The organism is Duganella qianjiadongensis (genome assembly GCF_009857915.1).
Taxonomy (GTDB): domain Bacteria; phylum Pseudomonadota; class Gammaproteobacteria; order Burkholderiales; family Burkholderiaceae_D; genus Rugamonas; species Rugamonas qianjiadongensis.
Window position 1 is genome coordinate 157,832 of record NZ_WWCM01000010.1, and the last position, 16,787, is coordinate 174,618.

General features: G+C 62.0%; 17 protein-coding genes. 8 read left to right on the top strand and 9 right to left on the bottom strand.

Translation table 11 applies throughout. From position 1 onward, the window contains the following. Positions 1-20 precede the first annotated feature (20 nt). The gene (locus tag GTP27_RS15420) at positions 21-2,060 is read right to left on the bottom strand and encodes an NADPH-dependent 2,4-dienoyl-CoA reductase (RefSeq protein ID WP_161040060.1); all 2,040 of its coding nucleotides are present in this window, start codon (positions 2,058-2,060) and stop codon (positions 21-23) included. 139 nt (positions 2,061-2,199) lie between these two features. On the opposite strand from GTP27_RS15420, the gene GTP27_RS15425 reads away from it, so the two are divergent. Continuing rightward, on the top strand, positions 2,200-2,787 hold the full coding sequence (locus tag GTP27_RS15425) for an SRPBCC family protein (protein ID WP_161040061.1): 588 nt from the start codon (positions 2,200-2,202) through the stop codon (positions 2,785-2,787). A gap of 52 nt (positions 2,788-2,839) precedes the next feature. Here the strand turns inward: GTP27_RS15425 and GTP27_RS15430 are convergent, their stop codons facing one another. The 7 genes from GTP27_RS15430 to GTP27_RS15460 all read right to left on the bottom strand — a co-directional run bounded on the left by GTP27_RS15430 (position 2,840) and on the right by GTP27_RS15460 (position 8,165). Beyond that, a complete protein-coding gene (locus tag GTP27_RS15430; RefSeq protein WP_161040062.1) occupies positions 2,840-3,292 on the bottom strand; it encodes a hypothetical protein in 453 nt (150 codons plus the stop codon). A 21-nt stretch (positions 3,293-3,313) separates the two neighbouring features. Further along, positions 3,314-3,757: a DUF2721 domain-containing protein gene (locus GTP27_RS15435; protein ID WP_161040063.1), complete on the bottom strand. Its 444-nt coding sequence runs from the start codon at positions 3,755-3,757 to the stop codon at positions 3,314-3,316. Positions 3,758-3,838: 81 nt separating this feature from the next. Further along, the gene (gene pip / locus GTP27_RS15440) at positions 3,839-4,795 is read right to left on the bottom strand and encodes a prolyl aminopeptidase (protein WP_161040064.1); all 957 of its coding nucleotides are present in this window, start codon (positions 4,793-4,795) and stop codon (positions 3,839-3,841) included. 115 nt (positions 4,796-4,910) lie between these two features. Continuing rightward, positions 4,911-5,651, bottom strand: a complete 741-nt coding sequence (gene phbB / locus GTP27_RS15445; protein WP_155435520.1) for an acetoacetyl-CoA reductase — start codon at positions 5,649-5,651, stop codon at positions 4,911-4,913. Positions 5,652-5,742: 91 nt separating this feature from the next. Then, a complete protein-coding gene (locus tag GTP27_RS15450) occupies positions 5,743-6,921 on the bottom strand; it encodes an acetyl-CoA C-acetyltransferase (RefSeq protein WP_161040065.1) in 1,179 nt (392 codons plus the stop codon). Continuing rightward, positions 6,918-7,169 carry a hypothetical protein gene (locus GTP27_RS15455; RefSeq protein WP_161040066.1) on the bottom strand — a complete coding sequence of 84 codons (252 nt, stop codon included), beginning with the start codon at positions 7,167-7,169 and terminating at the stop codon, positions 6,918-6,920. The genes GTP27_RS15450 and GTP27_RS15455 overlap by 4 nt, the downstream gene beginning before the upstream one ends. A gap of 87 nt (positions 7,170-7,256) precedes the next feature. Further along, positions 7,257-8,165 (bottom strand): LysR family transcriptional regulator, encoded by a 909-nt coding sequence (locus GTP27_RS15460; RefSeq protein WP_161040067.1) that lies wholly within the window; start codon positions 8,163-8,165, stop codon positions 7,257-7,259. Positions 8,166-8,271: 106 nt separating this feature from the next. Here GTP27_RS15460 and metE point away from each other — a divergent pair, with 106 nt between their 5' ends. The 4 genes from metE (at position 8,272) to minE (ending at position 12,775) form a co-directional block, all read left to right on the top strand. Beyond that, the gene (gene metE, locus GTP27_RS15465) at positions 8,272-10,677 is read left to right on the top strand and encodes a 5-methyltetrahydropteroyltriglutamate--homocysteine S-methyltransferase (protein WP_161040068.1); all 2,406 of its coding nucleotides are present in this window, start codon (positions 8,272-8,274) and stop codon (positions 10,675-10,677) included. A gap of 227 nt (positions 10,678-10,904) precedes the next feature. Further along, on the top strand, positions 10,905-11,666 hold the full coding sequence (minC, locus tag GTP27_RS15470; protein WP_161040069.1) for a septum site-determining protein MinC: 762 nt from the start codon (positions 10,905-10,907) through the stop codon (positions 11,664-11,666). Between the two features lie 39 nt (positions 11,667-11,705). Next, positions 11,706-12,521, top strand: coding sequence for a septum site-determining protein MinD (gene minD, locus GTP27_RS15475; protein WP_161040070.1), 816 nt, complete (start codon positions 11,706-11,708; stop codon positions 12,519-12,521). A gap of 2 nt (positions 12,522-12,523) precedes the next feature. Next, positions 12,524-12,775 carry a cell division topological specificity factor MinE gene (gene minE, locus GTP27_RS15480; protein ID WP_155435525.1) on the top strand — a complete coding sequence of 84 codons (252 nt, stop codon included), beginning with the start codon at positions 12,524-12,526 and terminating at the stop codon, positions 12,773-12,775. 12 nt (positions 12,776-12,787) lie between these two features. Here minE and GTP27_RS15485 read toward each other — a convergent pair whose 3' ends face one another. Continuing rightward, entirely contained in the window at positions 12,788-13,297 is a 510-nt protein-coding gene (locus GTP27_RS15485; RefSeq protein WP_161040071.1) for a hypothetical protein, read from the bottom strand. Between the two features lie 254 nt (positions 13,298-13,551). On the opposite strand from GTP27_RS15485, the gene GTP27_RS15490 reads away from it, so the two are divergent. The 3 genes from GTP27_RS15490 (at position 13,552) to prfA (ending at position 16,747) form a co-directional block, all read left to right on the top strand. Beyond that, positions 13,552-14,241 carry a response regulator transcription factor gene (locus tag GTP27_RS15490; RefSeq protein WP_161040072.1) on the top strand — a complete coding sequence of 230 codons (690 nt, stop codon included), beginning with the start codon at positions 13,552-13,554 and terminating at the stop codon, positions 14,239-14,241. A gap of 76 nt (positions 14,242-14,317) precedes the next feature. Continuing rightward, positions 14,318-15,592 carry a glutamyl-tRNA reductase gene (gene hemA / locus GTP27_RS15495; protein ID WP_161040073.1) on the top strand — a complete coding sequence of 425 codons (1,275 nt, stop codon included), beginning with the start codon at positions 14,318-14,320 and terminating at the stop codon, positions 15,590-15,592. Positions 15,593-15,670: 78 nt separating this feature from the next. After that, a complete protein-coding gene (prfA, locus tag GTP27_RS15500) occupies positions 15,671-16,747 on the top strand; it encodes a peptide chain release factor 1 (RefSeq protein ID WP_161040074.1) in 1,077 nt (358 codons plus the stop codon). Positions 16,748-16,787 lie beyond the last annotated feature (40 nt).

Sequence of the window (16,787 nt, forward strand, 5' to 3'; positions counted from 1 at the left end):
GCGCGGACTTAGGTGCAGGTTTAGAAGCGCGTTGCCAGCTCGGCGCCTTCGCGTATGGCGCGCTTGGCGTCGAGTTCCGCCGCCAGCGCCGCGCCACCGATCTTGTGGAAGCGCGGCCAGCCCGGATGGCCCTTGATTTCCTCTTCGCTCGGCATCAGCTCGTTCAGGCTATCCTGACCGGCGCACACCACCACGTTATCCACCGACAGCAGGCGCTGTTCGCCGCCCACGGTGATGTGCAGGCCCTGATCGTCGATGCGGTCATACTGCACGCCGGACAGCATCACCACGCCGTTACGCGCCAGCACGGCACGGTGCACCCAACCCGAGGTCTTGCCCAGCCCTGCACCCGGCTTGGAAGTCTTACGCTGCAGCAGATACAGCTGGCGCACCGGCTCCGGCTGCTCGGCCGGGGTCAGGCCACCGGCGGTATTGCCCTGCAAGTCCACGCCCCATTCGCGCGCCCACACATCGAGCGCCAGCGGCAGCGGATGGCGGCTGTCATGCAGCAGGTACTCGCCCATATCGAAGCCTATGCCGCCCGCGCCGATAATCGCCACCCGTTTGCCTACCGGCGCCTTGTTCTGCAGTACATCCACATACGACAGCACTTTCGCATGGTCTATGCCCTGTATCGGCGGACGGCGCACCTTGATGCCGGTGGCCACCACCACTTCGTCGTAGCCATCCTGGATCAGCTGCTCGCGGCTGACGCGCACGCCGAGGCGCAGCTTGACGCCGGTGATTTCCAGCTTGCGCTCGAAGTAGCGTATGGTTTCGCGGAACTCTTCCTTGCCCGGCACCTGCATGGCGATGCGGAACTGGCCGCCGATCTGTTCATTGCCGTCGAACAGCGTGACGTCGTGGCCGCATTCGGCCGCCACCGTCGCCGCCGACAGACCGGCAGGACCGGCGCCCACTACCGCCACGCGGCGCTTCTTCTGCGCCGGAGCGTACACCAGTTCCGTTTCGTGGCAGGCACGCGGATTGACCAGACAGCTGGCGCGCTTGTTGGAGAAAGTGTGATCGAGGCAGGCCTGATTACAGCCGATACAGGTATTGATTTCGTCGGCGCGGCCTTGTGCCGCCTTGTTGACGAAGTCCGCATCGGCGAGGAAGGGACGGGCCATGGATATCATGTCGGCATCGCCGCGGCGCAGAATATCTTCCGCTTCGTTCGGCATATTGATGCGGTTGGATGCCACCACCGGTATGCTCACCTCGCGCCGCAGCCGGCCGGCCAGACCGGCAAACGCGCCACGCGGCACCGAGGTCACGATGGTCGGCACGCGCGCTTCGTGCCAGCCATAACCCGAATTCAGGATGGTGACGCCGGCATGCTGCAGCGCCTTGGCCACTGCCACCACGTCTTCCCAGGTATTGCCGCCTTCGACCAGATCGAGCAGCGAATGGCGGTACATGATGATGAAGTTTTGGCCCACCTCGGCGCGGATGCGCTTGACGATTTCCACCGACAGGCGCATGCGGTTCTCGATGCTGCCGCCCCAGCGGTCGGTACGCAGATTGGTGCGCGCGCACAGGAACTGGTTGAGCAGATAGCCTTCGCTGCCCATCACTTCCACGCCGTCGTAACCGGCATCGCGCGCCAGCCTGGCGCAGCGCGCATAGTCACGGATAGTCGCTTCGATGCCCGCCTCGGTCAGCGCGCGCGGCTTGAACGGCGAAATCGGCGACTTTTTCTCCGAGGCCGATACCACCAGCGGCTGATAGCCGTAGCGGCCCGCGTGCAGTATCTGCATCAGGATCTTGCCGCCTTCTTCATGCACGGCCCTGGTGACGCGGCGGTGATTGAGCACATCGCCCTTGAAATTGAGCGTGCCGCCGAACGGCAGCAGCCAGCCGGACCGGTTAGGCGAGATACCGCCCGTAACGATCAGTCCCACCCCGCCACGGGCACGTTCGCGGTAGAACGCCGCCAGTTTGCCGTAGTGGTAGAAGCGGTCTTCCAGACCGGTGTGCATCGATCCCATCATCACGCGGTTGCGCAATTTGGTGAAACCGAGATCGAGTGGGGCCAGCAGATGAGGATAGTTTGTCATTGTCGTTGTTATATCAGACCTAAGGATCACCGCATTAAAACCGAAATCTCTAGACCGGGGCTTCTAAAGTCCCGCCAGCGAGTAGGGAATAGGGGCTCGCACACTTGTATTCTGCCCCCCTTTCCCTTACGCTGGCGCGATGACGCGATTCTTTCTGTTTCTGTTGTTTTCCGTGAGCCTGGCCTCGCTGGCGCAGGCGCAAACGCAGGCAACACGTGCGGAATTGCCCAAGCTGGAAGTCTCGGTCAACCGCATCGAAATCGACGGGCAGAAAATGTATGAAGTCGACGCCACCGGCACGGTGGCCGCGCCCCTGCCCAAAGTCTGGAAAACCCTCACCAACTACGAACGCATGGCCGACTTCGTGCCGGATATGGAGTCGTGCAAAGTCCTCTCGCGCAATGGCAATGAGGTAGTGATCGAACAGTTCGGGGTGGCCCGCTTCCTGTTCATGACGCGCGCCATCCACCTGATCGTGCGCGCGACCGAACAGCCCATGTCTTCGATCGACATTGCGCTGGTATCGGGCGACATGAAACACTACGAATCGCACTGGGAACTGATACCGGTGCCGGAAACGGGCGGCACCCGCGTGGTGTACAGTGGGCGCCTGATGCCGAACTTCTATGTGCCCGGCATCCTCGGGGCCAAGATGGTGCGCGGCGATATCGAGCGCATGATGGGCGCCGTGCTGGCGCGGCTGGACCGGCGCGAAGAGCCGAAATAAGGCGTGAACCCGGACTGCACCGGCCTACCCTACCTCGGCCGGCTGCTGCCTGTCAGGCCAGATAGGTATCGCGCTTGCGCAGTTCGGCGAAGTTTTCCAGACTGCCGACCTTGATCAGCACGGGATTGAGGCTCAGATTGGCCTGCATGGCGCGCCACGCAAACTGCCATTCCTGCTCCTGCGCTTCCGCTGCCGTCTTGCTGAAGGCTGCGCCCAGCGCGGCACGCACGCCGTATTCGACGGCGCCATCAATGCCCGCCCAGCTAGGCAGGGCGCGCTGCACGGCGCGGTGCAAGCGTTCGCCGAATTCTTCCGTGTTATGGATGATCAGACAGCTCTCGGCGGCGAACAGCTCGAACAGCTTGGGCTCCCACACTTTAGAAAAACTCAAAGTCAGGCAGCTGGCGGCGGGCGTCAGAATGAACTGGCCTTCCTTCAGCGCCAGTTCCAGATCTTCTTGCAGGCCGTAGCGGTACAGGGTAGGCGGGCGTTGGTAGTCGTGCATAAAAACTCTATTCTAGTCAGGTTATTTCAGCGGGCGCCGTACATGGCGGTGCGACCGCATGGCCGCGGAGGCGATAAAGATCTCGCGCAGCAGGAAGCAGAAGCTGCCGATCAGGGCCATCATGGCCACCACGAACATGCCGGCGATGTATTTGTCGAGCGAGATATCGGTAATATCGCCCAGGAACAGCATGGCAATCACCAGACAGATCAGCAACCCGCAGGCGGTCGACAGGGTAATCGAGGAATTGATCAGGTGCGAGCGCTGGTACAGCACATCAAGCTCGTTCAGATAGGTGTCGCTATAGCCCACATCGAGGCGGTCTTCCAGCACGCGCGAACGGTCGATAATCCGCGCCAGCCGGTTGGTCAGCACCATCAGATTGGTGCACACGCCCGTCAGCAGGAAAACCGGCGCAATGGCCAGCTGGATGATATGGCCTACATCGCCAACTTGTATATTCATGGAAACAGATCTTAGGGTGTACTCGGTCAGGAAACGCTAGTGTAACAGCCCGCCAGCGCGGCGGGCACGGCGCCGCTGCGCCTAGCCGAAGCGGCGCTGGCGTTTGAACTGCTCGGTGGCCTGCACCAGCGCCTGCGAAATGCCATACTCCATGGCGCCGTGGCCGGCATCGGCCACCATCTTCAGCACCGAACCGGGCCAGGCCTGATGCAGCTGCCACGCCGTCACGGGCGGGCAGATCACGTCGTAGCGGCCCTGCACGATCACCGCCGGCAGATGGGCAATGCGGTCTATCTGGCGCAGCAGCTGGTCCTCCGTGAAGAAGCCCAGATTGGCCATGTAGTGCGCTTCCAGCCGGCCTACGCCCAGATCGAGCGCGTCGCACGGTGCTTCGTCCGGCTGCGGCAGCAGGAACACGCGGCGCCCTTCGAAGCGGCTCCAGGCCCGTACGGCAGGCAGGTGCACGGCCGGATCGGCGTCCATGATGCGCGCCAGATAGGCTTGCAGCAGATCGCCGCGCTCGGCCTGCGGTATGTGGGCAATAAATTCGTCGTGGATTTCGGGATGGAACCAGCGCGCGCCGTGCAGGAACCAGTCCACTTCCCTCTCGGTGCAGAGGAAAATGCCACGCAACACAAAGCCGAGGCAGCGTTCGGGATGGGCTTCGCCGTAGGCCAGCGCCAGCGTCGAGCCCCACGAACCGCCGAACACCAGCCACTGTGCTATGCCGAACTGCACGCGCAGACGTTCGATATCTTCGATCAGCAACTGGGTGGTGTTGTTGCGGCACTCGCCCAGCGGCAGCGACTTGCCGGCGCCGCGCTGGTCGAACAGGATCACGCGGTACTGCTCGGGATCGAAAAAGCGCCGGTGCTGGGGCGACAGGCCCGCGCCGGGGCCGCCGTGCAGGAAAATCACGGGAATGCCGGCAGGATTGCCCACCTCTTCCCAGTAGATCGTATGCAGTTCATCCACGGCCAGCATGCCATGGCGGCTAGGCGTGATAGGTGGAAACAGGGGCGAGTTCAGTTCAGACATGGCTATCCTCATGGCGGCGATAGCAGATTGTACGGAAAAAACCGGCCGGAAAAAACTACGGGCGCGACACAGCTATCAAAGCTGCTACGCGCCCGCGCTGCAGGAGGACCCCGCCTTAGGACATGTGCTGGCCGCCGTTAATGGCGATATTGGCGCCGGTGACGAAGGCAGCTTCGTCCGACGACAGGTAGGCCACCAGACCGGCCACTTCTTCCGGTTTGCCCAGACGGGCCATCGGAATCTGCGGGATGATTTTGCTATCAAGCACTTCCTGCGGGATCTCCATCACCATCTTGGTGCCGATATAGCCGGGCGAAATGGTGTTGACGGTCACGCCCTTGCGCGCCACTTCCAGCGCCAGTGCCTTGGTGAAACCGTGCATACCGGCTTTAGCGGCCGAGTAGTTGGTCTGACCGAACGCGCCTTTCTGGCCGTTGACGGAAGAGATGTTGATGATACGGCCCCAGCCGCGCTCCACCATGCCGTCGCAGACTGGCTTGGTCATGTTGAAAACGGAATCCAGATTGGTGGCCATGACGGCGTCCCAGTTCGGTTTGTCCATTTTCTTGAAAGTCATGTCGCGCGTGATACCGGCGTTGTTCACCAGCACATCGATCGGACCGATGTCTTTTTCAATGGCGGCAATACACGCCTGGGCGGAATCATAATCCGCCACATCGCACGGGTAGGCGCGGAAGTTGTAGCCCTGGTCACGGGTAGTGGCCAGCCATTGTTCTGCTTTGGTATTACCGGGGGAATACGTGGTAACGACGGTATAGCCCAGTGCCGACAGTTTGAAACATACGGCTTCACCCAGACCACCCATGCCACCGGTTACTAATGCAACTCTTGCCATTTCTCGTCCCCTCTTAAATTGACACAAAAAATCAACACAGAAAAATCCGGGCTGCGGCGTAGCGGCCGCAGCCTCGGGTACTGCCAAGCTATCAGGCGCGTTCGATCGCCAGTGCGACGCCCATGCCGCCGCCTATGCACAGCGAGGCCAGGCCTTTCTTGGCATCACGGCGCACCATTTCGTGGATCAGCGTGACCAGAATACGGGCGCCCGATGCACCAATCGGGTGACCGATGGCGATGGCGCCGCCGTTCACGTTGATCTTGCTGGTATCCCAGCCCATTTCCTTGTTCACGGCCACCGCCTGGGCAGCGAAAGCTTCGTTAATTTCCATCAGGTCCAGATCGTCCGGCGTCCAGCCGGCTTTTTTCAGGCACAGCTTGGCAGCGGTGACGGGGCCCATGCCCATGATGGCCGGATCGATACCGGACGAGGCATAAGCTTTGACCTTGGCCAGTATCGGCAGGCCCAGTTCTTTGGCCTTGCTTTCCGACATCATGATGACGGCCGCTGCGCCATCGTTCAGGCCCGAAGCGTTACCGGCGGTGACGCTGCCGTCCTTGGCGAAGGCGGGACGCAGAGCGGACAGCGCTTCGATGGTGGAGCCCGGTTTGATGTATTCGTCGCTATCGAAGACGATGCTGCCCTTCTTCTGGACGATTTCCAGCGGCAGGATTTCGTCCTTGAATTTGCCGGCTTTCTGCGCGGCTTCCGCCTTCAATTGCGATTGCAGGGCGAATTCGTCCTGCTCGGCGCGCGAAATCTCGTATTTCTTGGCCACGTTTTCCGCCGTGGTGCCCATGTGGTACTGGTTGTACACATCCCACAGGCCATCAACGATCATGCTGTCGGTCATCTTGAAATCGCCCATGCGGAAACCGTCGCGCGAACCATTCATGATGTGCGGCGAAGCGCTCATGTTTTCCTGACCACCGGCGATGACGATCTCGGCGTCGCCAGCCTTGATGGCTTGCGCGGCCAGATGGGTGGCCTTCAGGCCGCTACCGCAGACGTGGTTGATGGTAAAAGCGGGTACCGAATTCGGCAGGCCGGCCTTGATCACGGCCTGACGGGCCGGATTCTGGCCCACGCCAGCGGTCAGCACCTGACCGAGGATAGCTTCGCTGACCAGATTGCCGTCCAGACCGGTTTTGGCCAGCAACCCCTTGATTACGTGTGCGCCGAGTTCGGCAGCTGGAGTCTTGGCCAGCGAGCCACCGAATTTACCTACGCCAGTACGGCCAGCGGCCACGATCACTACATCATTCATTTGATTCTCCAATGTGCCGGCACCAGCCAGCGAGGTTGAGCAAAATCTTTAGCAACATCAATAGCAACGTCAATAGCAACATCACGAGCCAAAACATGAACTTTTATCATACGCCCCGTCACCCCTGTCGTGCAGGGTTTCGATGCTGCGCTGCCGCGAGAAATATCCAAATAAGGCCCAAATACGCCCGAATCTAGCAGCCACTTTTCTAGCAGCAAGCCTAGCAGCAAGCATGCCAAGGCCAGCATGTTATCTATCGTAAGTGTCAGATAACGCGGCTTCCTTGAGCCGCATCAAGCATTTATGAATTATTTTGAATAATCGCTAACTTTTTGTCACGATAATAATTTGATACCGTCCAGCGAACTGGCGCACTGTTCCCGTATCACGTGCACGAAATCGCGCACATAGGCTTTGTGCTGCTGGGCTGGCGGAACGGAAACAAACAGATCGCTCCACAGCCCGGCCTCGCCGATGGGGCGCGCCATCACATAGTCATAATCGACGTAATTCTTGATGGCCCAGTTGGGTAGCGCGGCGATGCCGCGCCGGCTTGCCACCAGCTGCAGCACGGCCACCGTCAGCTCGGCGGTGCGGCGCTCGACCTGTACCCCGGCCGGTTGCAGTACTTCGCGAATCAGATCGATGCGCTGCTCGGGCACCGGATAGGTAATCAGGGTTTCGCCTTTGAAGTCAGCGGCCTGCAGGCGGCGCTGGGCAGCCAGCCGGTGCTTCTGCGCCATCACCACCAGAATTTCGAAACGGAACAGGGGGAAGGTGGCGAATTCGTCGCCGTAATGAGAACCGATCACCAGATCGGCCGCGCCGCTGCGCAGCAGGTCGGCCGGTTCGCTGTGGAAGCCCGACACCAGATCGATTTCCACGTCGGGCCAGCGGCGGCGGAATTCATCCATCACCGGCATCAGCCAGTCGAAGCAGGTATGGCATTCCAGCACCACCCGCAACTGGCCCGTATCGCCCTGCGTCAGGCGGGCCACATCGCGTTCCGCCAGTTCGATTTCGGGTAACAGCAGATCAGCCAGCTGCAACAGGCGCGCGCCGGTGGCGGTAAAGCTGATCGGCACGGATTTGCGTTCAAACAACGGCCCTTCGTAGCGATCTTCCAGCAACTTGATCTGATGCGACAAAGCCGACTGGGTCAGGTTGAGCAGCTGTGCTGCACGGACCAGGCTGCCAGCCGAACGCAGAGCACTCAGGGTGCGTAGATGTCGAAGTTCTAGCATGGTCTATTAGAAATATTCATGTTAAGCCGCAAAATCTTTCGTTTTTATTATAGACCGGAATGCCGCACACTTTAGCGCACCAATATGAAATGCTTATGACAACACTATGCAAACTACTTTCAACACTTCGGCCAGCAGCGCCGCGCCGGCCATCCTCAGCCACGTACCCGGCTATCCGCGCATAGGCGCAGCGCGCGAACTCAAGTTCGCGCTGGAAAGCCACTGGCGCGGCGAAATCGACGAAACCGCTCTGCAGGCCGTAGGCCGCCAGCTGCGCGCACGCCACTGGGAAGAACAGCAACTGGCCGGGCTAGACCTGGTCAGCGTAGGCGACTTTGCCTACTATGATCAGGTTGCCAGCCTCATCCAGCTGCTGGGCTGCGAACCGGCACGCTATGGTTTCAGCCCCGCGCAGTCCGAACTGAGCCGCTACTTCCGCATGGCGCGCGGCGCCAGCCATCCGGCAGCGGCGCACGGCACCCCTGCGCCCCCCGCCAACTGCGAACACAGCCAGTGCCAGCATGGCCGGCACGACGCCGGACTCGCCAGCAGCGCTGCACTGGAAATGAGCAAATGGTTCGACACCAACTACCACTATCTGGTACCGGAATTCAGCGAATACACCGAATTTGCGCTGGCCAGCAGCCGCCTGTTCGATGAAGTGGCGGAAGCGCAGGCGCTCGGTCATTCCGTTAAAGCCGTGCTGCTGGGGCCGCTGAGCTTCCTCTGGCTGGGCAAGGTCCGCGGCGAGCAGCATTTCGAGCGGCTGGAGTTGCTGGAACGCCTGCTGCCGGTGTATGGCGCCCTGCTCAGCCGTCTCAAGCGGCAGGGCGTGAGCTGGGTGCAGATCGACGAGCCCATCCTCGGCCTCGATCTGCCGCCGGCCTGGCGCAATGCCTTCGAAACAGCCTACTGGCAACTCAATCAGGCGGGCGCGCAACTGCTGCTGGCCACCTATTTCTCGCCGCTGGAAGAAAATCTCAGCCTGGCCTGCCGCCTGCCCGTGGCGGGCCTGCATGTGGACGGCGTGCGCGCTGCCCACGAACTGACCAGCATCGCCGACTGGCTGCCCTTGCATAAAGTACTCTCGGTCGGCATCGTCGATGGCCGCAACATCTGGCGCTGCGACCTCGACGCCGCGCTGGCCATCCTGCAGCCGCTGCTGGCCAAACGGCAGGGCAAGCTGTGGCTGTCTACCTCGTGCTCGCTGCTGCACGTGCCCTACACGCTGGCAGCCGAACACCAGCTCGACCCCGAAGTGCGCCCATGGCTGGCCTTTGCCCATGAAAAACTGGCGGAACTGGCCGTGCTCAAGCAGGCGCTGCAAGGCGCCGCCTATCCTGCCGCGCTGGCCACATCACGCGCCGCACTGGCCAGCCGCGCGCACAGCCTGCATCTGCACCGGCCCGACCTGCGCGCCCGTCTGGCCGCCCTGCCGGCCCATGCCGACCAGCGCCAGTCGCCGTTTGCCAAGCGCCAGCAGGTGCAGCAGGCCAGATTGCAGCTGCCGGCCTTCCCCACCACCACCATCGGCTCCTTCCAGCAGACTGGCGCCATCCGCGCGGCGCGCGCCGCCTTCAAGCGCGGCGAACTGGATCAGGCCGGCTATGCCGAACGCATGCGCGCCGAAATCGCCGACGCCGTGCAGCGTCAGGAAGCGCTGGGGCTGGACGTGCTGGTGCATGGCGAAGCAGAACGCAACGATATGGTGGAATATTTCGGCGAACAGCTGGAAGGCTTTTTGTTCAGCCGCCATGGCTGGGTGCAATCCTATGGTTCGCGCTGCGTCAAACCACCCATCATCTACGGCGATGTGCGCCGCCCGCAGGCCATGACGGTGGACTGGAGCGTGTACACCCAGAGCCTGACGGACAAGCCGGTCAAAGGCATGCTGACGGGGCCGGTCACCATCCTGCAATGGTCGTTCGTGCGCGAAGACCAGCCGCGTCAGGAGACGGCGCGGCAACTGGCGCTGGCCATCCGCGACGAAGTGGCCGATCTGCAGCAGGCCGGCATCGCCATCATCCAAATCGACGAACCGGCCGTGCGCGAAGGCCTGCCGCTGCGGCGCAGCCGCTGGGACGCCTATCTGGACTGGGCCACCCGCGCCTTCCGCATCGCGGCCGGTGCGGCCAGCGACGCGACCCAGATCCACAGCCATATCTGCTACGCGGAATTCAATGAGATCCTGCCTCAGATCGCGGCCATGGATGCCGATGTGATCACCATCGAAACCAGCCGTTCCGATGCGGAATTGCTGCAGGCATTGCGCCGCTTCCCCTACCCGAACGAGATCGGTCCCGGCGTGTACGACATTCACAGCCCGCGCGTACCGGCGCAGGAAGAAATGGTGCGCTTGCTGCAGCGGGCCGCCACTGTGGTACCGGCGGCACACTTGTGGGTCAATCCCGATTGCGGCCTGAAAACCCGCGGCTGGGCCGAAACCGAGAGTGCGCTGCGCAATATGGTGGCCGCAGCGCGCCAGCTGCGCGCCGGGCTGGCGCCTGCCTAGCCAGCGACCGGCGCCGTTCTGGCGCCGGAAAAATATCCGGCGAGCACATTGGGCGCTGGCCGCCGCCGCGCCCTGCCGCTGCCCTAACACTAGGCAAAACCTGCAGCCCGGCGCATGGCCATCGGGGCTGCAGGCCGCGCAATTGCTGGCCCTGCCCTCCCCAGCGGCCGTTTTCCACAGTAGAATGCTGGAGCCCGTGCGGGCTTAACCTCATCACTGTGTCGCCCATGTCCAAGAGCCAGTTTCAAAAGCCCATAGAAATCAAGATTTCCACTGTCGTCGCCGTGTCCGCCATACTGGCCACCTCCGACCGTCTGGCGCTCGACGCCGCCATGGCCGAAATGACCGGCGGTAGCACCGACTTTTTCGAAGACGACCTGGCCGTGATCGATGTCGGCGCGCTGCCGGCCGGCGGCGAGGCCATCGACTGGGGCGGCCTGATCGCCCTGCTGAAGAAATACCGTCTGAATCCTGTGGCCGTGCGCAATGCTGCGCCGGCAATGGGCGCGGCCATCGCTGCCCACGGCCTTAGCCTGGAAACCGCCGCGCCCCAGCGCGCCGAAGCGGAAGCGCCTAAAAAAGCCGCGCCAGCGCCCGCTCCGGCAGCGGCACCCGCCGCCGCTGATGCCATGCCGGGCGGCGCCCGCGTGATGATTATCGACACCCCGGTACGGGCCGGCCAGCGCATTTACGCACGCGGCTGCGATCTGGTGATTACCGCCGTGGTCAACAATGGCGCGGAAATCATTGCCGACGGCAGTATCCACGTCTACAACACTTTAAATGGCCGTGCTCTGGCCGGTGCTTCGGGCAACCCCGACGCGCGTATCTTTGCTATGGGCATGGCGCCGGAGTTAGTCTCCATTGCAGGCGTTTACCGCACATTTGAAGACGGTTTCCCCGCTGAATATGCACGCACCCCTGCGCAAATTCGCCTCAGCGGCGACCGAATCGATATACTATCTGTCAATTCAGCAACCCGCGCCTGAGCAGGCGCCGGCGTATCCACTCTCTGAAAAGGAATTTTTGTGGCGAGAATTATTGTTGTAACGTCCGGCAAGGGCGGTGTCGGTAAAACGACTTCCAGCGCCAGCTTCTCCACCGGTCTGGCCATGCGCGGCCACAAGACCGCCGTGATCGACTTCGACGTCGGTCTGCGTAACCTCGACCTGATCATGGGCTGCGAGCGCCGCGTGGTGTACGACCTGATCAATGTGATCAATAAAGAGGCCACCCTGACCCAGGCACTGATCAAGGACAAGCACTGCGACAACCTGTTCATCCTGCCAGCGTCGCAAACGCGCGACAAGGATGCGCTGTCGGAAGATGGCGTGGAAGCTGTGCTGGCCGAACTGATCAACATGGGCTTCGAGTTCATCATCTGCGATTCGCCGGCCGGTATCGAACATGGCGCGCTGATGGCGCTGACCTTTGCCGATGAAGCCATCATCGTCACCAATCCGGAAGTGTCGTCGGTGCGCGACTCGGACCGCATTCTGGGCATCATCCAGGCCAAGTCGCGCCGCGCCCAGACCGGCGGCGAGCCCGTCAAGGAACACCTGCTGATTACCCGCTACGCACCGAAACGGGTGGAAGCGGACGAAATGCTGTCCTACGAGGATGTGCAGGAGATACTGCGCATACCGTTGATCGGCATCATTCCGGAATCGGAATCGGTCCTGCACGCTTCCAACCAGGGTAATCCGGCCATCCATTTCAAAGGCACTGATGTAGCGGAAGCTTATGAAGACGTGGTGTCGCGCTTCCTCGGCCAGGAACTGCCGTTGCGCTTCACCACCTATGAAAAGCCCGGCCTGCTTCAGCGCATTTTCGGGAGCAAGTAATCATGGCACTGCTTTCCTTCCTGTTCCCGCAAAAACCGAAAACCGCCACGGCGGCCAAGGAGCGGTTACAGATCATCATCGCGCGCGAGCGCAATGGCCGTGCGGGTCCGGACTTCCTGCCCGCCCTGCACAAAGAACTGATCGACGTGATTTCCAAGTACACCAAGGTGAACGCGGACGACATCAAGATCTCGCTCGACCGTCAGGGCAATCTGGAAGTTCTGGACGTCAACGTGGTGCTGCCGGACGCTTAAGTCCGCCTCACCCTAGGGACGGCCGGCCCCGGCCGTCACCAGTTGCTGCGCCACCGCCGCACAGGCTTCCACATGCTGGTTGCCGATGTGGCGGAACACGGCAAAGCCTATCCCTGCCGAGGCCAGCTGGCCGGCCAGCGGCACCAGTTTGCCGGCCTGGCGCGCCACCAGCTTGACGCCGCTACGCTGCAGCAGCGGTACCAGCAGTTCACGGGTAATCAGTTTCCCCACCAGCATACCGCCCACGCCGACTGCCGCCTCGTAGGCCAGCATGCGGTATTCCGGCTGCAAGCCTTCGATCTGGGCCGGGGTCAGGCCGAACGCCTGATTGATATCGTCGATCAGACGGGTGAACAGATGCAGATCCGACACCACGTCCAGCCCCGGTACCGGTATCGCGGCCACGCCGGCCGACAGCAGCGCGCGCCGTTTCACCAGCTGGCGGCATTGCAGGCGCAGCTGCGCCACCCGCTCCGGCGTGGCGCGTGCCAGTGGCCATGTTTGCTGTTGCTGTGTTGCCATGCTTGCTCCGGGATGCCCAGACTGCGGCATCAGTCTGCTATTACTGTTTCTGATTTACAACTTTCTCATTGAAAACCCGCTTTTTCCAGTGTACCTTGTATTCAACGCGTGGGTGCACGCGCTACGGCGATCACTTTCTATCAAGAAAAAAGTGATTCCATGATGAAAAAATTCGGCCAGTTGGCGGCGTTTTTTTATCAATCCCTGTTATATTCCGAGTGACTTACACTCAATTATTTCCCACAGGCAGCCGGATGAGAATCGCCGTACTCGACAATGACCGCAGCCAGTCCGACCTGATCTGTCAGGTACTGGGCTCGGTCGGGCATGTTTGCCACGGCTACCAGAACGCCAGAGACACCCTGCACCATCTGCGCAAGGACAGCTACGACATGCTGATCCTCGACTGGCAGGTGGTCGATCTGGGCGCAGCCGAAGTGCTGCGCCGTGGGCGCGAAAAACTGCCCGATGCGGCACCCGTGATGTTCCTCACCACCAGTTCGGGCGAAGACGATATCGTCGCCGGACTCGATGCCGGCGCCGACGACTATATGATCAAACCGCTGCGCCGCGGCGAGCTGGTAGCACGCGTGCAAGCCTTGCTGCGCCGTGCCTATCCTGCGCAGAACGGCGCCGAACAGCTGCAATTTGGCCAGTATCTGTTCGAAACCCGGCCCGGCCGCCTGCTCATGGACGGCACCGTGCTGGACGTGACGCAGAAGGAATTCGCGCTCGCTTTGTTATTTTTCCGCAACATCGGCCGGCCCCTGTCGCGCGCCTATATCCATGAAGCCGTATGGGTCAAGGAAAGCGCCGTGCCCTCGCGCACCATGGATACCCACGTTTCCCGCGTACGCAATAAACTGGCCCTGAAGCCGGAAAACGGCTACCGGCTGGTGCCCGTCTACAGCTATGGCTACCGGCTGGAGAAACTGGGCAGCTGATGGCGCCGGCCGCGCTATGATCAGCGGATAGCCACTACACGGTATAATGTCCGGTAAATCAACATTCGGATCTGCAATGCAGCTGCTTGCCGTCGGCCTCAACCACCATACCGCCCCTGTCGCCCTGCGCGAACGGCTGGCGTTCGCACCGGACCAGCTCGGTCCTGCCGTGCGTTCGGCCCGGGCGTGGTTCGAGCGTCTCGACCAGCGCGGCAGCGACGAAGCCGCCATTCTGTCCACCTGCAACCGCACCGAGCTGTATGCGGCCAGCCATGCGCCCGATCCGCTAGCGGCCGGCGCCCAGTTCCTCGCCGACTTCCACAAGGTCAATTACAGCGAACTGCGGCCCCACCTGTACATGCTGCCCCAGCACGACGCCGTGCGCCATACCTTCCGCGTCGCCTCGGGACTGGACTCGATGGTGCTGGGCGAAACCCAGATTCTGGGCCAGATCAAGGATGCCATCCGCACCGCCGATGAAGCGGGCGGCCTCGGCACCTATCTGCACCAGCTATTCCAGCGCAGCTTCTCGGTGGCCAAGGAAGTGCGCAGCACCACGGAAATCGGCGCCCACAGCGTGTCCATGGCGGCCGCTGCCGTACGCCTGTCGCAGCGCATCTTCGACAAGATTTCGGAACAGAATGTGCTGTTCATCGGCGCCGGCGAAATGATAGAACTGTGCGCCACCCACTTTGCCGCGCAAAACCCGCGCAGCATCACCGTGGCCAACCGCACGCTGGAGCGGGGCGAACAGCTGGCCCACCGCTACGGCGGTCAGGCCATCCGGCTGGCCGAGCTGCAGGACAAGCTGCACCTGTACGACATCGTGATTTCCTGCACCGCTTCCTCGCTGCCCCTGATCGGTCTGGGCATGGTGGAACGCGCCATCAAGGCCCGCCGCCACAAGCCTATCTTCATGGTCGATCTGGCCGTGCCGCGCGATATCGAGCCGGAAGTAGGCCGTCTCAACGACGCCTTCCTGTACACGGTGGACGATCTGGGCAAGGTGGTGCAGACGGGGCTGGAAAACCGTCAGGCCGCGGTGGCGCAGGCCGAAGCCATCATCGAAACCCGCGTGCAATCGTTTATGCACTGGATCGACGACCGCGCCGTCGTGCCGGTGATCCAGAGCCTGCACGAAAACGGCGAAGCGCTGCGCCAGCTGGAGCTGGAACGGGCCCGCCGCATGCTGGCCAAAGGCGACGATATCGACGCCGTGCTGGAAGCCCTGTCCAAAGGGCTGACCGCCAAGTTCATGCACGGCCCGCAGCAGGCGCTGCACCGTGCGCAAGGCGAAGAGCGTGCCCATCTGGCCGCCCTGCTGCCCCAGCTGTTCCGCGGCCGCCGTTAGCGCAGCCCGCTGCTGCATCATCCCTCTGCTGCCCCACACTGCTGCGGCAGCTGTACTCCCAACTGACACGAATACGCTATGAAACCCTCCATGCTGGCCAAGCTCGATCAACTGGCAAACCGCCTGACCGAGCTCGATGAATTGCTGATGTCCGAAGGCGCCACCAACAATATGGACGCCTACCGCAAGATGACGCGCGAACACGCCGAACTGGGTCCGCTGGTGGCGCTCTACCGCGACTACCAGCAGGCACTGGGCGATATCGCCACGGCGCAGGAAATGCTGAGCGATCCCGACATGAAGGAGTTCGCCCAGGACGAGATCGACGCGGCCAAAGCCCGTCTGGCCGGGCTGGAACGGGAACTGCAGAAAATGCTGCTGCCCAAGGATGCCAACGACGAGCGCAACATCTTCCTCGAAATCCGCGCCGGCACGGGCGGCGACGAATCGGCCCTGTTTGCCGGCGATTTGCTGCGCATGTACACCCGCTTTGCCGAACGCAACCGCTGGCAGGTGGAAGTGGTGTCGGAGTCGCCGTCCGATCTGGGCGGCTACCGCGAAGTCATCGTGCGGCTGGTGGGTAACAGCGTGTATTCCAAGCTCAAGTTCGAATCCGGCGGCCACCGCGTGCAGCGCGTACCGGCTACGGAGACCCAGGGCCGCATCCACACCTCGGCCTGTACCGTGGCCGTGATGCCGGAAGCCGATGAAGTGGAAGACGTCAACATCAATCCGGCCGATCTGCGCATCGATACTTTCCGTGCTTCCGGCGCCGGCGGCCAGCACATCAACAAGACCGATTCCGCCGTGCGGATTACCCACCTGCCCACCGGCATCGTGGTGGAGTGTCAGGATGACCGTTCGCAGCACAAGAACAAGGCGCAGGCACTGAAAGTGTTGGCTGCACGCATCAAGGACGTCCAGTTGCGCGAACAGCAATCGAAGGAAGCGGCCACCCGCAAGAGCCTGATCGGCTCGGGCGACCGCAGCGAACGCATCCGCACCTACAACTACCCGCAAGGCCGCATGACCGACCACCGCATCAATCTGACCTTGTACAAGCTCGATTTCATCATGGACGGCGACCTGACCGAACTGACCAATGCACTGGCCGCCGAACATCAGGCCGAGCAGCTGGCCGCGCTAGGCGACTGAACGGGATGCCAGAACGCCGGCCATCTTCGTAAGCAAGAAA

Excerpts from the sequence above, each read along its gene's own strand:
- GTP27_RS15420 (WP_161040060.1), bottom strand. The coding sequence starts at position 2,060 with ATGACAAACTATCCTCATCTGCTGGCCCCACTCGATCTCGGTTTCACC.
- GTP27_RS15425 (WP_161040061.1), top strand. The coding sequence starts at position 2,200 with ATGACGCGATTCTTTCTGTTTCTGTTGTTTTCCGTGAGCCTGGCCTCG.
- GTP27_RS15430 (WP_161040062.1), bottom strand. The coding sequence starts at position 3,292 with ATGCACGACTACCAACGCCCGCCTACCCTGTACCGCTACGGCCTGCAA.
- GTP27_RS15435 (WP_161040063.1), bottom strand. The coding sequence starts at position 3,757 with ATGAATATACAAGTTGGCGATGTAGGCCATATCATCCAGCTGGCCATT.
- pip (WP_161040064.1), bottom strand. The coding sequence starts at position 4,795 with ATGTCTGAACTGAACTCGCCCCTGTTTCCACCTATCACGCCTAGCCGC.
- phbB (WP_155435520.1), bottom strand. The coding sequence starts at position 5,651 with ATGGCAAGAGTTGCATTAGTAACCGGTGGCATGGGTGGTCTGGGTGAA.
- GTP27_RS15450 (WP_161040065.1), bottom strand. The coding sequence starts at position 6,921 with ATGAATGATGTAGTGATCGTGGCCGCTGGCCGTACTGGCGTAGGTAAA.
- GTP27_RS15455 (WP_161040066.1), bottom strand. The coding sequence starts at position 7,169 with ATGCTGGCCTTGGCATGCTTGCTGCTAGGCTTGCTGCTAGAAAAGTGG.
- GTP27_RS15460 (WP_161040067.1), bottom strand. The coding sequence starts at position 8,165 with ATGCTAGAACTTCGACATCTACGCACCCTGAGTGCTCTGCGTTCGGCT.
- metE (WP_161040068.1), top strand. The coding sequence starts at position 8,272 with ATGCAAACTACTTTCAACACTTCGGCCAGCAGCGCCGCGCCGGCCATC.
- minC (WP_161040069.1), top strand. The coding sequence starts at position 10,905 with ATGTCCAAGAGCCAGTTTCAAAAGCCCATAGAAATCAAGATTTCCACT.
- minE (WP_155435525.1), top strand. The coding sequence starts at position 12,524 with ATGGCACTGCTTTCCTTCCTGTTCCCGCAAAAACCGAAAACCGCCACG.
- GTP27_RS15485 (WP_161040071.1), bottom strand. The coding sequence starts at position 13,297 with ATGGCAACACAGCAACAGCAAACATGGCCACTGGCACGCGCCACGCCG.
- GTP27_RS15490 (WP_161040072.1), top strand. The coding sequence starts at position 13,552 with ATGAGAATCGCCGTACTCGACAATGACCGCAGCCAGTCCGACCTGATC.
- hemA (WP_161040073.1), top strand. The coding sequence starts at position 14,318 with ATGCAGCTGCTTGCCGTCGGCCTCAACCACCATACCGCCCCTGTCGCC.
- prfA (WP_161040074.1), top strand. The coding sequence starts at position 15,671 with ATGAAACCCTCCATGCTGGCCAAGCTCGATCAACTGGCAAACCGCCTG.